Origin of the sequence: Kineococcus arenarius subsp. arenarius (genome assembly GCF_050871845.1) — a bacterium.
In the GTDB taxonomy this organism is placed as follows: domain Bacteria; phylum Actinomycetota; class Actinomycetes; order Actinomycetales; family Kineococcaceae; genus Kineococcus.
The window spans coordinates 1-13,887 of the sequence record NZ_JBJLSE010000102.1; the positions used below are offsets into that span (position 1 = coordinate 1).

Genomic DNA, 13,887 nt, shown 5'->3' on the forward strand with positions numbered 1-13,887 from the left:
TGCTGTGCGACCGGCACGGGCAGCGGCGCGTGCTGCTGCCGCTGGTCGCCGCGCACCTGCTGGCCCTGACCGCGTTCGTGGGCGTGCTGGGCCGGCCGGCCGCACCGCTACCAGGTGGTCGCGGCCGGCGGCCTCGTCGCGGGGTGAGCGTCAGCGCGGGGCGCGCTCCGGGCGCCACACCACCAGCGCGGTCGAGCGCTGCGGGGAGGGCGGGCGCTTGCCGACGGGGGTGGCGACGATGTCGCCGGCCATCCCCGCGGCGAAGATCCGCCGCGCCTGCTGGCGCACCAGGTCCACCTCGGCCTCCAGCTGCTCGATGCGCCGGCCCATCGCGGTCACCTGGTTCTCCAGCTCCAGGATGCGCTTGATGCCGGCGAGGTTCACGCCGTCCTCCTGGGACAGGCGCTGCACCTCGCGCAGCTGGGCGATGTCGCGCGCGGAGTAGCGCCGCCCGCGCCCGCGCGCGCGGCTCGGGGAGACCAGCCCCAGCCGGTCGTACTGGCGCAGCGTCTGCGGGTGCATCCCCGCCAGCTCCGCCGCCACCGAGATGACGAACACCGCCGCGTCGTCGTCGTGGTCGAACACGCCCCGCCTCCTCCCACCCGCTCGAAACCCCTGCGACCCCCGGGCAGGACCCGGAGGGACCCGCCAGACCGCCCCGGCGGAACCGGGGCGGCCTGGCGGGGACTGCCTAGCTGCGCGCCCGCTCCGCCAGGCCGGCGCGCGGGTCCTCACCGGCGGTGGCCTTCGCGAACGCCTCCACGGCCTCGCGCACGGCGCCGTCCACGCGCTGCGGAACCACGACCTCCACGGTGATCAGCAGGTCGCCGCGGTCGTCGGAGGAGCGCGAGCGCTTCACGCCGCGCCCCTTCAGGCGAAGGGTGCGGCCCGACGGCGTGCCGGGCGCGACCTTGACCCGGACGGTCGCGCCGTCCAGGGTCGGCACCTCCACCGTCGCCCCCAGCACCGCCTCGTCGAACGAGACCGGCAGCGTCATGCGCAGGTCGTCGCCCTCGCGCGTGAACACCGGGTGCGGTTCGACGTGCACGGTGACGAGCAGGTCGCCGGCCGTGCCGCCGGGCCCGGGCATCCCCTGGCCGCGCAGGCGGACCTTCTGCCCGTCGCGCACACCCTGCGGCAGCCGGGCGTTGACGGTGCGCACCGGGCCGCCGCGCGGGTCGGGGACCCGCAGCGTCACCGTCGCGCCCTCCAGCGCGGCGCGGAAACCCACCCGCGCCGAGGCCTCCAGGTCCTGCCCGCGCGCCGGCGGCGGCGGGCCCCCGAACGGGTTCCCGGCACCTCCCGGGGCACCCGGACCGCCCTGGCCGAACAACCCGCCGAGCAGGTCCTCGAAACCCCCGGCCCCCGCGCCGCCGGGCGTGCCGAACCGCACGCCGCCGGGCGGGCGGCCGCCCTGGCCGAACAACCCGCCGAGCAGGTCCTCGAAACCCGCTCCGGCGCCCGGTGCGCCGGCGCCGCCGGCGGAGAACCGGGCGCCACCGCCGACCATGGCGCGCACGCCGTCGTACTGACGGCGCTGCTCGGGGTCGGACAGGACGGCGTACGCCTCCCCGACCTCCTTGAACCGCTGCTCGGCGGCCGCGTCACCCGGGTTGGCGTCCGGGTGCAGGGTGCGCGCCTTCTTGCGGTACGCCTTCTTGATCTCGGCGGCGTCGGCGTCGTGGGAGACGCCGAGAACGGCGTAGAAGTCCTTCTCGGCCCAGTCCTGCATGCTCACCGGCGTCCCCTCCCCCCTGTGCTGTCGATCCTCTGGACTCCCGCCGGGCTCATCCCTGCGGGTCGGCCACCGCGACGCGCGCCGGCCGCAGCACCCGCTCGCCGAACCGGTAGCCCGGCTGCAGGACCTGCACGCAGGTGGCGACCTCGTGCTCGTCGGAGTGGCTGTGCATGAGCGCCTCGTGCACCGCCGGGTCGAACGGCTCGCCCGGCTCGCCGTAGCGCTCCAGCCCGAACCGGCCCAGCGTCGCCTCCAGCTTGTCGGCGATCGCGGAGAACGGGCCGGTGAGGTCGCCGTGCTGGCGCGCCAGGTGCACGTCGTCCAGCACCGGCAACAGCGCTTCCGCCACGCTGGAGAGCGCCGCGTTGCGCGCCACGTCCCGGTCGCGGTCGACCCGCTTGCGGTAGTTGACGTACTCGGCGTTCAGCCGCTGCAGCTCCTCCAGCCGCTCGGCCGCCAGGGCCTGCGCGGCCTCCAGCTCGGCGTCGGCGGCGCCGTCGTCCGGGCCACCCACGGTCGGCTGGGCCGCCGCCTCGGCGGGCTGCTCCGCGGCGGGTGCCGGCTCGCGCAGCTGCCCGGTCTCGGGGTCGATGCGGCGACGGTCGCGGACGACCGTGGGTTCGGGGAACTCCTCCGACATCACTTGTCCTTCTCGTCGTCGACGACCTCGGCGTCCACGACGTCCTCGTCGGCGGGCTTGGTGAAGTCCGGGCCGGCCGAGGCGCCCGCGTCACCGGCGGGGGAACCCTCACCCTGCGCCTGCGCGTACATCGCCGAGCCCAGCTTCTGGCTGGCCTGCGCCACGGCTTCGGTCTTGGCCTTGATCTCGGCCGCGTCGGTGCCGTTCAGCGCGCTCTTGAGCTCCGCGACGGCCTTCTCGGTCTCCTCGCGGCCCTCCGCGGGCAGCTTGTCCGCGTTGTCGGCGATGAACTTCTCCGTCTGGTAGACGAGGCTCTCGGCCTGGTTGCGGGCCTCGGCCTCCTCGCGGCGCTGCTTGTCCTCGTTCGCGTGGGCCTCGGCGTCCTTGACCATGCGCTCGATGTCCTCCTTCGACAGCGCGCTGCCGCCGGAGATGGTCATCGACTGCTCCTTGCCGGTGCCGCGGTCCTTCGCCGACACGTGGACGATGCCGTTGGCGTCGATGTCGAAGGTGACCTCGACCTGCGGCACGCCGCGCGGGGCGGGCGCGATGCCGGTGAGCTCGAACGTGCCCAGCGGCTTGTTGTCGCGGGCCAGCTCGCGCTCGCCCTGGAACACCTGGATGAGCACCGAGGGCTGGTTGTCGTCGGCGGTGGTGAACACCTCCGAGCGCTTGGTCGGGATGGCCGTGTTGCGCTCGATGAGCTTGGTCATGATCCCGCCCTTGGTCTCGATGCCCAGGGACAGCGGGGTGACGTCGATGAGCAGGACGTCCTTGCGCTCGCCCTTGAGGACACCGGCCTGCAGGGCGGCGCCGATGGCGACGACCTCGTCCGGGTTCACGCCCTTGTTGGGCTCGCGGCCGCCGGTCAGCTCCTTGACGACGTTCGTCACCGCGGGCATGCGGGTGGAACCACCGACGAGCACCACGTGGTCGATGTCGGCGAGCTTGACGTCGGCGTCGCGGATGACCGCGTGGAACGGAGCCTTGGTGCGGTCCAGCAGGTCCTGCGTCATCTGCTCGAACTGCGCGCGGGTGAGCTGCTCGTCCAGGTGGACGGGGCCGTTCTCCGTCATCGACAGGTACTGCAGGGAGATGCCGGTGCTGGTCGCCGTCGACAGCTCCTTCTTGGCCTGCTCGGCGGACTCGCGCAGGCGCTGCATCGCGATCTTGTCCTTGGACAGGTCGATGCCGTAGCTGCCCTGCACCTTCTTCAGCAGGTGGTCGACGATGCGCTGGTCCCAGTCGTCGCCGCCGAGGTGGTTGTCGCCGGAGGTGGCGCGCACCTGGATGGTGGAGAAGCCGTCCTCGTCCTTGCCGACCTCCAGGAGGGACACGTCGAACGTGCCGCCGCCGAGGTCGAAGACGAGGATGAGCTCGTCCTCCTTGCCCTTGTCCAGGCCGTAGGCGAGCGCGGCCGCGGTGGGCTCGTTGATGATGCGCAGGACGTTCATGCCGGCGATCTCGCCGGCCTCCTTGGTGGCCTGGCGCTGCGCGTCGGAGAAGTACGCGGGCACGGTGATGACGGCGTCGGTGACGGCCTCGCCCAGGTACGACTCGGCGTCGCGCTTGAGCTTCTGCAGGACGCGGGCGCTGATCTCCTGCGGGGTGTACTTCTTGTCGTCGATCGCGACGGTCCAGTCGGTGCCGACGTGGCGCTTGACCGAGCGGATCGTCCGGTCGACGTTGGTGACGGCCTGGCGCTTGGCGATCTCGCCGACCAGGACCTCGCCGTTCTTGGCGAACGCCACGACGGACGGGGTCGTGCGCCCACCCTCGGCGTTGGCGATGACCGTCGGCTCACCGCCCTCCAGGACGGAGACGACGGAGTTGGTGGTACCGAGGTCGATGCCGACCGCACGTGCCATGGTGGAGATCCCCTTCTCGACGATTGAGCCTTCTGAGCTCAAGTCTGCCGACCGCAGCAGATCTGTCAACCCGGCAGTCAGCTCACTTGAGTCCACTCGGCTCAACTGCCGAAGGGGCGCGCGTGTTCCCGCGCCGCCGGGTCCTGTCGGGAGCGCCCCCCGGCGTGGGCTAAGGTCTACGACGCCACGCAGGACCGGCTCCGGCCGGACCAGCGGGCGTGCGGACGTAGCGCAGTTGGTAGCGCATCACCTTGCCAAGGTGAGGGTCGCGGGTTCGAGTCCCGTCGTCCGCTCTCCCCCCCCTGTTGACTAGGGTCGTCGTCGTGGACGCTCCCGTGCGACGAATCCCGCTGCGCTTCTCCGCCGACTCCCGCGCCGGCGAGACCCACACCAACCTCTCCGCCGTCCGCACCGACGGCGAGCACCTGTGGGTCGCCGGCGACGAGACCGCCACGGTGGAGCGCCTCACCGCGCAGCGCTCCACCGACGGCGAGGTCACCGGTTACGCCGAGCAGGTCAGCGTGCACCTGGCCGACCTCGTGGACATGCCCGCCGGCGGCGAGGAGGAGGCAGACATCGAGGGCCTCGCCCGCAACGGCCCCTGGCTGTGGGCGATCGGCTCGCACAGCCTCAAGCGCAAGAAGATCCGCCCCGAGGACTCCGACGCCAAGGCCCGCAAGCGCCTGGGCAAGGTGGTGCGCGAGGACAACCGCTACGTGCTGGTCCGCCTGCCCGTCGACCCCGCCACGGGCCTGCCCGCCCGCCGCGTCGAGGTCGACGGCGAGGAGCTCACCGCCGCCGTCCTCGGCGCCCACGATGACGCCCTGACCGACCTGCTCGACGACGACGACCTCATCGCCCCCTTCCTGCGCATCCCCAGCAAGGACAACGGCGTGGACGTCGAGGGCGTCGCCGTGCACCACCGCGACGACGAGGTCCGCCTGTACGTCGGCTTCCGCGGGCCCGTGCTGCGCGGCTGGGCGGTCGTGGTGGAGGTGCGGCCCGAGACCCACCCGAAGGACCCGCACCGGCTCCAGCTCACCCGCTTCGGCGACGGGCCCGGCCAGGGCGAGCGCTACCGCCTGCACCTGCTCGACCTGGGCGGCCTGGGCGTGCGCGACCTCTGCCCGCACGGGGAGGACCTCCTGGTGCTGGCGGGCCCGTCGATGAGCCTGTCCGGGCCGGTGCGCGTGCACCGGTGGGTGGGCGCCTGCGCCGCCGACGGCGCCGAGGTGGTGCGCCCCGACGAGCTGCCCGTCGTCCTGGACCTGCCGCACGGGCACGGCGAGGACCACGCGGAGGGCATCGCCGTGCTGCCCCCCGGCGCCCACGGCACCGACCACGGCGAGCAACTGCTCGTGGTGCTCGACTCCCCCGCCGCCGCCCGGCACACCGACGACGGCGGGATGCTCGCCGACGTGTGGGACCTGCCACCGGCCTGAGCACCCGGGGGCCCCGCCCGGCAATCACCCCGCGGTCGTGGACCCCCGGCCGAGTTCACCGGCACCGCACCTGCGGAGGTGGTCGCCGAACTCCCCCGTCGCGTGCCCGTGCGCGACGCGCTGCCCGTGGCGGGCGCTCAGTCCAGCTCGGGGACGAGGATCCGTGACCGTCGTCGCGTCCCACGAGCCCCCGTCCTGGGGCGGTCGACGAGAGCGAGGTCGAACTTCCACGCCGTGGGCCTCGTGCTCGCCAAACAGCGTGACGGTGACCGACGATCGCGGTGCGTTCATCCCGACTCGCCTGAACGAAACTGAAACGGACGCTGGGACGGGACAGGAAAGGCCCCCGCCGCCCGACCGTGACTGTCAACACAGGGAAGGAACTGCCCTGGCCGCCGTCTAGATCCAGGACGCCTTCTCCACCTCCGACGGCTACGACTCCTGCGCCAGAGCTCGATCACCGCCCTAGCGTCCGATCACAGCGCGGGCCCGCCGGCACGCCAGAGTTGCGCCTCAGGCCCCGGCGTCGTCTCGCGATGCCCGCGCCAGCCGTTCGACGAGGTCGTCCGGAATCGGCTTGCGCGGTGAGAAAGTGATGCCAGTCTTGGTCGCCTTCAGGCCGGCCGCCGCGATTTCTTCAGCGTGCTTGGAGATGGCGCCCGGAAGGAGATAGAGCCCGCACTGCTTGCTGAACGCCGCATAACTGGCTCTTCGGATCTATGGATGGGAAGGTATGCCTGGCCGACCGAGCGAAGCGGTCAAGAGCGGCTGAGGCCATGCGACGGGGGGCCGCTGCGAGGCCGCCCGCACGGTAGGCGCGAGACGAATGGGCGTGCCCCGATGCGGGCGACCTGAACGCACGGAGCAGGTACGCATCGGAGGACCTCAGGCTTCGGCTTGCAGGCGCGGGTCGAGGCCGTACTGGTAAGGGACGCCGAGGTTCTCCCGGAGCGTCGCGCCTTCGTAGTCCCGGTGGTACAGCCCCCGTTCCTGCAGCAGGGGGATGACTTCGTTGACGAAGGTGTCGATGTCCCGCTCGTTGACGTCGGGAGAGACCCAGAAGCCGTCGACGGCGCCGGCCTCGAACCACTCCTGCAGGTGGTCGGCGACGACCTCGGGCGGGCCGACCGGGGTGGGGTGGTAGTCGATGACACCGTGGGCGAGGACCTCGCGGATCGTCCAGCCCTGACGGGCCACCTCGAGGGCGTGCTGGGAGCGGGGGTCGAAGGGACTGGGACGCGCGGCGGCCAGCTCAGCGGGCGTGAGGGGCTCATCCAGGCGACGGGCGTCCAGGGGCAGGCCGAGCATGGCGCCCAGGTGCGGCGCCCGGGCGGGGAAGACGTCACCGTTCAATCGGATCCTGCGATCCAGGGCATCGCGCACGGAGGTGCCGAGGGCGGGCATGACGCCGGCGAAGTACTTGACGTCATCGGGGTCGCGGCCCGCCGCCCGGGCTGCCTCGCGCACGGCGTCGCGCTGGGCGCGGGCGTCGTCGATGCTGAAGGCGGCGCCGATGACGCCGCTGGCGTAGCGCCCGGCGATGTTGAGTCCGTTCTGCCCGCCGCCGGCGGAGAAGATGACCGGCTGACCCTGCTCGGAGGGCGGAACGGGCAGTGGGCCACGGGCGGCGACGTAGCGGCCCTGCAGGTTTACGGGTTGGATTTTCGCGGTGTCGGCGAAGACCCCGGTGGCCTGGTCTTTGACCCACGCGTCGGCTTCCCAGCTGCCCCAGAGCGCTTGGACGATCTGGATCATCTCGTGGGCACGGGCGTAGCGCTCGGGACGATCGGCGATGGCCTGGCCGAAGTTGGCGGCGGCGGCTGGGTCGCTGGTGGTGACCGCGTTCCAGCCGGAGCGGCCGTGGCTCATGACGTCGAGGGTCTTGAACTGGCGGGCGAGGTTGTAGGGCTCGTTGAAGGTGGTCGAGCCGGTGGCCACGAAGCCGATGCGCTTCGTCTCGCGGGCGATCGCGGCGAGGGTGAGCATCGGCTCCAGCGTCGCCTGCGGGACTTCGTGGTCCAGGTCGCGGGTCATGGCCAGGGAGTCGGGCAGGAAGAGGAAGGCGAACTTCCCCCGTTCAGCAGCCTGCGCGTAACGGACCTGGGCGTCGAAGTTCGTGTAGTTGGCGGGGTCCACGTCCGGGTGACGCCAGGAGGCGGCCTGGGAGCCGTAGCCGGTGCCCAGGTGCAGGCCGAGGATCATCGTGCGGTGGTTCATCGAAACCTCTCACGCAAGAGTAGGAGGAGAAGAAGGGAACGGGCGGTGGAGGGTGCCGGGGCAGCACGCAGCACCGGAGGTGTGATCGACCTGGAACCGATCACCGAGCAGGCCGAGGCCCCCGGGGTGAGGTGTCACTGCTGTGCTCTCTCGGCGAGCCGTCCCCCAGCGTCCTCAGGGGTCGTGGCCGGCGCGGCCATTGCGGCCGTTGTGGCCGCTGACGGGCGTGACGTCGAGGGTGGGTACGGCTCAGTCGGGCAGGGCCCACCCTGAGCGCAGGATGGCGCGCAGTGACTGAGCTGAGGCCTCATCAGCGAGGGCCGCACCGCGCACCCAGGCGGTGGCCAGCACGCTGAGGAACAACTCTCTTCCGCGGACCCACGGCTGGGCACGACCATCACGCTGGGCGGCGGCGAGGAACTGGTCGGTGGTAGTGACGTAGCCCTGACACGTCATCGCCAACGGTGAGGTTTCCGTGGTGAGGGCGTCGCGCAGTGGGTCTGGAAGGCCGTTGAAGGCGCTGGCCCAAGTGTCCAGTGCGTCCAGCCACCGTTCCAGCGCGCGGGCGGAATCAGTCTCCTCCGCCACGATGGCGTCGCGGCGGGCGGTCAGTTCTTCATCGCGCGCTTCGAGCAGAGCAGCCAGCAGCGCTTCGCGGGTGGGGAAGTGCCGGTAGAGGGTGCCGGGCCCGATGCCGGCCCGTTTGGCGATGGCGTCCAGGGAGCTGGCCGCGCCCTGCTCGGTGAAGAACTCCTCGGCGACTTCGAGGATGTGAGCGCGGTTGCGCTGCTTGTCGCTGCGCGTCTTGCGGGGACGGCTTGCGGTCGGCGCCTTGGTCGTGGCGTTGATGCCTGCGTCGGCGCCGTGGGCCGCGTCGGCCGGTGCGGTCGCAGGTGCGTCGGCGGCTGGTTCGATCATGGCGACACCCTCTCGTTGACAAATCGGAGACTACCTCCTTAATCTTGGCCAAGGCAAGCGGAGGACGTCTCCCTCTACGGATTCAGGCGCCCCACCTCACTGGGCGGTAGCCCGACCCGCTGCTGTGCCGCTCTCTTCCCCTGCACGACACACCTCACGTCGACTCACCTCCTAGGTGACCTCGACCGGGATGACGTGGCCTGAGCCCACCGACATGATCCGGAGCCGATCGCCGTGACCCAGACACCAGAACCGACACCGACGAGCACGCAGCCGAGCCTTCCCACGCAGTCGGCCCGCGCCTCGACGCCGTCCACCGCGCCGTCGACCACGTCATCGACCACAACCGACCGCCGGACGGGGGACCACGGGTCGCGCCCAGCGGAGGCACCCACGACTGCCCCCGCGCCCAAGACCCACCTGGAGCCCGGCGAGGTCGTCGTCATCGCCGTCCTGGCCGTCTCCGCCTTCATCGTCATCTTCAACGAGATGGTCATGGGGGTCGCCCTGCCCCAGGTCATGGCCGAACTGAACATCACCGCCGCCACGGGGCAGTGGCTGACCACCGCCTACGCCCTCACCATGGCCGTGATCATTCCCGCCACCGGCTTCCTCATGCAGCGCTTCAACATGCGCCCCCTCTTCGTCGCCACGATGGCCCTGTTCACCGTCGGCACCGCCATCGCCGCCCTCGCCCCCACCTTCGAGGTCCTGCTCACCGGGCGCATCGTCCAGGCCGCCGGCACCGCGACCCTGGCCCCGCTGATGATGGCCACCACCTTCCGCCTGGCCCCCGAAGGCCGGCGCGGCTCCTTGATGGCCCTGACCACCGCCGTCGGTGCCGTCGCCCCCGCGATCGGCCCGGCCATCTCCGGGCTGATCGTGGCCAACCTCAGCTGGCGCTGGATCTTCATCCTCGTCCTGCCCCTGGCCGCGATCGCCCTCGTCGTGGGCGGGATCCTGATGCGCAACCTGACCACCCCGGTCCCCAGCAGCATCGACGCCACCTCCCTGATCCTGGCCGCGATCGGCTTCGGGGCCCTGGTCTTCGGCCTGGCCAGCGCCCACGACACCTCCGGCGGGCACCTGCCGACGAGTTCCTTGCTCGCCGTCGTCCTCGGGCTGGCCGGCATCGCCGCCTTCGTCCTGCGTCAGCGCCGCCTGCAGCGCCGCGACGCGGCCCTGCTGGACATGCGGATCTTCACCCACCGCGGCTTCACCCTGGCCAGCATCGTCGTGCTGTTCTTGGTCTCCACCGCCTTCGGCGTCGGCGTCCTCCTTCCCCTGGTGCTGCAGGACGTCCTGGGCCTGGGGGTCCTGGAGACCGGCCTGCTGCTGGTGCCCGGCGGTGCGGCCATCGCCATCGTCTCCGCGATCGTGGGACGCCTCTACGAGAAGACCGGACCGCGGACCCTGGTCATCATCGGCGCCCTCATCGACGTCGCCGCGTTGTGGTTCATGTCCACCGCCACCCCCGAGCGGCCGGTGGCCGTCATCCTGCTGACCCACCTGGCCATCTGCACCGGTCAGGCGTTCATGTGGACCGCACTGTTCACCCTCGCCCTGGCCTCGCTGCCGGAGAACCTCTACGGGCACGGCAGCGCCGCGCTGAACACCCTGCAGCAGCTCGGTGGGGCCATCGGCGTCGCGGTGCTCATCACCGTCCTCACCATCACCTCCGACGCCGGCGACCCGGCCGCGAACGCGGGTGGTGGTTCCCTGGCGGGAGTCCAGGGGGCCTTCACCGCCGCCGCGGTCATCGCCGCCGCCGCCGTGATCGGTGCCCTCTTCCTGCCTGGCCGGGCCAAGACCACGGGCACGGGCACGGTGCCGGTTTCCACCGGGCACTGACCGTCCCAAGCACCTCCCCACCCACGACCGCGGCAGCGGTCCCGCCTTCGCCGAGGAACCACGATGACCAAACCGCAGATGATCCTGGCCATGCAGCTGGGCAACGGCTACGGCAGCCAGCCCGGTGCCTGGCGCGCTCCCGGGGTCGACCCCTCCAACTACACCGACATCGACGCCCTGGTCCGCTACGCCCGCTCCGCCGAGCGGGGCAAGTTCGCCTTCCTCTTCGTCCCCGACCACCTCACCCCACCGGACGACCTCGACCACGCACCGCCGATGCTCACCCTGGAGCCGATGCTCACGATGGCGGCGATCGCGCGGGAGACCGAGCGCATCGGGTTCGTCATCACCGGCTCCACGACGTTCAACGAGCCCTACAACATCGCGCGTCAGTTCAAGACCTTGGACGTGATGAGCCACGGCCGCGCCGGCTGGAACGCGGTGACGACCAGCGAGCCCGCCTCGGCGGCGAACTTCGGCGCGACCATCGCCCCGCGTCCCCAGCGCTACCAGCGCGCCCACGAGGCCATCCAGATCGTCCAGGCCCTGTGGGGCAGCTGGGGGGCCGAGGCCTGGATCAAGGACGCCGAGAGCGGACGCTTCGCCGACGCCGCCCAGGTCCAGCCCGTCAACCTGCAGGGTGAATACGTCGCCTCCCGCGGACCGCTGCCCATCCCACCGTCTGAGCAGGGACAGCCCGTCGTCTTCTCCGCCGGTGGCGGAGCGAACGGCCTGCAGATCGCCGGGCGCTACGCCAGCGGCGTGATCGGGGCCACCTTCACCATCGAGGACGCCCGCGCCCAACGAGAAGCCGTTCGCGACGCCGCCCGCCGCGCCGGACGCGACCCGGACGAGGTCAAGTTCTTCGCCGGGGTCATGCCCGCCATCGCCCCCACCGTGCGTAAGGCCCTCGACCGTCGCACCGCCCTCGGTGAGCACACCTTCCCTGACCGGGTCGCCTACCTGGGGTCCATGCTCGGGCTTCCCCTCGACCTCGACCAGATCGACCAGCCGCTGACCGCAGCGCAACTCGACCAGGCCCGGCCCAGCCCCTTCGATCCTCGTTCCCCCAAGGCGCTCGAGGTCGCCCAAGCGGGCTGGAGCATCCGCGACGTCCTGGCCCACGGAGTGATTGACTACCACCCCACACCCGTGGGGCCCGCGTCGGTGACCGCGGATCACCTGCAGGAGTGGTTCGAGGCCGGAGCCTGCGACGGGTTCTGGATCTCCCCCGACGTCTACGAGGACGGCGTGGACACCTTCGTCGACGAGGTCGTACCGATCCTGCAGGAGCGTGGCCTCTACCACCTCGACTACGAAGGACCTACGTTGCGGGAGAACCTCGGCGCCCACCAGCAGTACGGCCTCGACCCCCGGTTGGCGGTCGAGGGCTCATGACCATGGTTGCGGACGCACCCTTCACCGACGTCGTGCGCGCCCGCCGCTCCGCGCGCCGGTTCCTGCCCACCCCCGTACCGGCCGCGGACATCCGGGCCGTCCTCGAGGATGCCCAGCAGGCACCCTCGAACAGCAACACCCAGCCGTGGGTGGTGCACCTGGTCTCCGGACCCGCCCGCGACACGCTCGCCCAGGCGCTGCTGGACGCCTTCGAGCAGGAGCGGACGTCACCGGACTTCACCGGTGACTACGGCGACGGCGTGCACCAGGAGAGGTCGCAGCAGCAGGCCGCGGTTACCTATGCAGCGCACGGGGTGGAACGCTCCGACCACGAGGGCCGGCGAGACGTCGTCCGTGCCAATCTCGACTTCTACGGCGCCCCGCACGTGGCTCTGCTGTTCCTGCCCCCGTTGGGCGATCGGGTCCGGGCCGCCGGGGACGTGGGGATGTACGCGCAGAACTTCCTGCTCTCCTTGACCGCGCGCGGCTACCGCGGCATCCCGCAGGCCGTCCTCAGCGTCTACGCCGACACCGTCCGCGATGTCCTGCAGGTGCCGGCGGAGCTGAAGCTCCTCTTCGGCATCTCCTTCGGGACCGCCGATGAGGAGGCCGAGGTCAATCACCTGAAAATGCCCCGCGTCCCGCTGCAGCGCAGCGTCGTCGTGCACGACACCCCCGGTGTCCTCCACGAGCGGTCCGGCCCCGACCGCGCGTCCCGGGTCGCGGCCGCGCCGTCCGACACCCCCACCACGAGCACGGAAGAGAGCCCCACGTGAAGATCGGCATCCTCGGCGTCGGCAACATCGGCGCCACCCTCACCCGCCGCCTCAGTGAGGCGGGGCACCACGTCCAGGTCGCCAACTCTCGCGGCCCGCAGACCATCGACTCCGACGTGCTGTCCACCGGCGCCCAGGCCGTGGAGGCAGCCGACGTCGTCACCGACGTCGACGTCGTAATTATCTCCATCCCCCTGGCCAAGATCCCCGACGTCGCCCACCTCATCGCCGGTGTGCCGCCCGGCACGGTCGTCATCGACACCTCCAACTACTACCCGCTGCGCGACGGGCACATCGAGGCCCTCGACGGCGGGCAGGTGGAGAGCTTGTGGGTCAGCGAGCAGCTGGGGCGGCCGGTGGTCAAGGCGTGGAACGCCATCACCTCGCAGTCCTTCGACGCCTACGCCGCCCCGGCCGGCACAACCGGACGGCTCGCCATCCCCGTCGCCGCGGACGACGACGCCGACCGGGCGCTGGGCATGGCCCTGGTGGAGGAGACCGGCTTCGACGCCGTCGACGCGGGTGGCCTGGCCGAGTCCTGGCGCCAGCAGCCCGGGGCACCCGTCTACTGCACTGACCTGAGCGCAGCAGAGGTGCTGGCCGCGCTGGCCGCAGCGGTCGTCACCCGGTCTCCCCGGCGGCATGACCTGGCGATGGCCGTCATCGCCGAGCTCACCGCCGACCCCACCGCTGATCTGGGTGAGGACTTCCTGGTGCGGGTGAACCGGCTCATGTACCGGTGACGACCTAGCCGCAGAGGGCTTCCTCCCCACCGCGGGGTGGTGCAGGGCGTTGCTCGACGAGGTGTCTGTGATGACGAAGGCGCAGCTGTCGCGTCGCTTGCCGAGCTCACCGTGATCGTGACTGTCTTGACACGGGCGTGATAGCGCGGACATCGATATGAGCGGCAAGCCCTGTCTGTCAGGGTGAGTTGAGGCCAGCCGCTCGTAGCAACCTCTCCTGACAGGGCGAGATCGGAACCATGATCGTGACCGTGACGACACCCACCCCCGTGGTCGAAGATGGACAGGTGACTGCC

At 71.4% G+C, this 13,887-nt stretch carries 11 protein-coding genes, 1 tRNA gene and 1 pseudogene; 6 read left to right on the top strand and 7 right to left on the bottom strand.

Going from position 1 to position 13,887, the window contains the following annotated elements:
* Nucleotides 1-150: 150 nt before the first annotated feature.
* The 4 genes from ACRYM0_RS17645 to dnaK all read right to left on the bottom strand — a co-directional run bounded on the left by ACRYM0_RS17645 (nucleotide 151) and on the right by dnaK (nucleotide 4,246).
* Entirely contained in the window at nucleotides 151-522 is a 372-nt protein-coding gene (locus ACRYM0_RS17645; protein WP_432507159.1) for a heat shock protein transcriptional repressor HspR, read from the bottom strand.
* A 169-nt stretch (nucleotides 523-691) separates the two neighbouring features.
* Nucleotides 692-1,738 (bottom strand): DnaJ C-terminal domain-containing protein, encoded by a 1,047-nt coding sequence (locus ACRYM0_RS17650; protein WP_432507151.1) that lies wholly within the window; start codon nucleotides 1,736-1,738, stop codon nucleotides 692-694.
* A gap of 49 nt (nucleotides 1,739-1,787) precedes the next feature.
* Nucleotides 1,788-2,378 (bottom strand): nucleotide exchange factor GrpE, encoded by a 591-nt coding sequence (gene grpE / locus ACRYM0_RS17655; RefSeq protein WP_432507152.1) that lies wholly within the window; start codon nucleotides 2,376-2,378, stop codon nucleotides 1,788-1,790.
* Entirely contained in the window at nucleotides 2,378-4,246 is a 1,869-nt protein-coding gene (dnaK, locus tag ACRYM0_RS17660) for a molecular chaperone DnaK (protein WP_432507153.1), read from the bottom strand. The genes grpE and dnaK overlap by 1 nt, the downstream gene beginning before the upstream one ends.
* 220 nt (nucleotides 4,247-4,466) lie before the next feature.
* Here dnaK and ACRYM0_RS17665 point away from each other — a divergent pair.
* Nucleotides 4,467-4,539, top strand: a tRNA-Gly gene (locus tag ACRYM0_RS17665).
* 30 nt (nucleotides 4,540-4,569) lie between these two features.
* The gene (locus ACRYM0_RS17670; protein WP_432507154.1) at nucleotides 4,570-5,688 is read left to right on the top strand and encodes a DUF3616 domain-containing protein; all 1,119 of its coding nucleotides are present in this window, start codon (nucleotides 4,570-4,572) and stop codon (nucleotides 5,686-5,688) included.
* Nucleotides 5,689-6,201: 513 nt separating this feature from the next.
* Here ACRYM0_RS17670 and ACRYM0_RS17675 read toward each other — a convergent pair.
* The 3 genes and pseudogenes from ACRYM0_RS17675 to ACRYM0_RS17685 all read right to left on the bottom strand — a co-directional run.
* Nucleotides 6,202-6,396 (bottom strand): annotated as a pseudogene (locus ACRYM0_RS17675) (DUF1801 domain-containing protein); the annotation flags it as partial.
* A gap of 177 nt (nucleotides 6,397-6,573) precedes the next feature.
* Nucleotides 6,574-7,905, bottom strand: a complete 1,332-nt coding sequence (locus ACRYM0_RS17680; RefSeq protein WP_432507155.1) for an NtaA/DmoA family FMN-dependent monooxygenase — start codon at nucleotides 7,903-7,905, stop codon at nucleotides 6,574-6,576.
* A 249-nt stretch (nucleotides 7,906-8,154) separates the two neighbouring features.
* Entirely contained in the window at nucleotides 8,155-8,823 is a 669-nt protein-coding gene (locus tag ACRYM0_RS17685; RefSeq protein ID WP_242126323.1) for a TetR/AcrR family transcriptional regulator, read from the bottom strand.
* 234 nt (nucleotides 8,824-9,057) lie between these two features.
* Here ACRYM0_RS17685 and ACRYM0_RS17690 point away from each other — a divergent pair, with 234 nt between their 5' ends.
* From ACRYM0_RS17690 to ACRYM0_RS17705, 4 genes are all read left to right on the top strand, one after another.
* Nucleotides 9,058-10,674, top strand: a complete 1,617-nt coding sequence (locus tag ACRYM0_RS17690) for an MDR family MFS transporter (protein ID WP_432507156.1) — start codon at nucleotides 9,058-9,060, stop codon at nucleotides 10,672-10,674.
* Nucleotides 10,675-10,737: 63 nt separating this feature from the next.
* A complete protein-coding gene (locus ACRYM0_RS17695) occupies nucleotides 10,738-12,072 on the top strand; it encodes an NtaA/DmoA family FMN-dependent monooxygenase (protein WP_432507157.1) in 1,335 nt (444 codons plus the stop codon).
* Nucleotides 12,069-12,848: a nitroreductase family protein gene (locus ACRYM0_RS17700; RefSeq protein ID WP_242126317.1), complete on the top strand. Its 780-nt coding sequence runs from the start codon at nucleotides 12,069-12,071 to the stop codon at nucleotides 12,846-12,848. Before ACRYM0_RS17695 ends, ACRYM0_RS17700 begins: the two co-directional genes overlap by 4 nt.
* A complete protein-coding gene (locus tag ACRYM0_RS17705; protein WP_432507158.1) occupies nucleotides 12,845-13,591 on the top strand; it encodes an NADPH-dependent F420 reductase in 747 nt (248 codons plus the stop codon). Before ACRYM0_RS17700 ends, ACRYM0_RS17705 begins: the two co-directional genes overlap by 4 nt.
* The last annotated feature ends 296 nt before the right edge of the window (nucleotides 13,592-13,887 follow it).

What these genes read in the sequence shown, in the direction of transcription:
- ACRYM0_RS17645 (WP_432507159.1), bottom strand. Translation starts at nt 522, where the DNA reads ATGCACCCGCAGACGCTGCGCCAGTACGACCGGCTGGGGCTGGTCTCC.
- grpE (WP_432507152.1), bottom strand. Translation starts at nt 2,378, where the DNA reads ATGTCGGAGGAGTTCCCCGAACCCACGGTCGTCCGCGACCGTCGCCGC.
- dnaK (WP_432507153.1), bottom strand. Translation starts at nt 4,246, where the DNA reads ATGGCACGTGCGGTCGGCATCGACCTCGGTACCACCAACTCCGTCGTC.
- ACRYM0_RS17680 (WP_432507155.1), bottom strand. Translation starts at nt 7,905, where the DNA reads ATGAACCACCGCACGATGATCCTCGGCCTGCACCTGGGCACCGGCTAC.
- ACRYM0_RS17685 (WP_242126323.1), bottom strand. Translation starts at nt 8,823, where the DNA reads ATGATCGAACCAGCCGCCGACGCACCTGCGACCGCACCGGCCGACGCG.
- ACRYM0_RS17695 (WP_432507157.1), top strand. Translation starts at nt 10,738, where the DNA reads ATGACCAAACCGCAGATGATCCTGGCCATGCAGCTGGGCAACGGCTAC.
- ACRYM0_RS17700 (WP_242126317.1), top strand. Translation starts at nt 12,069, where the DNA reads ATGACCATGGTTGCGGACGCACCCTTCACCGACGTCGTGCGCGCCCGC.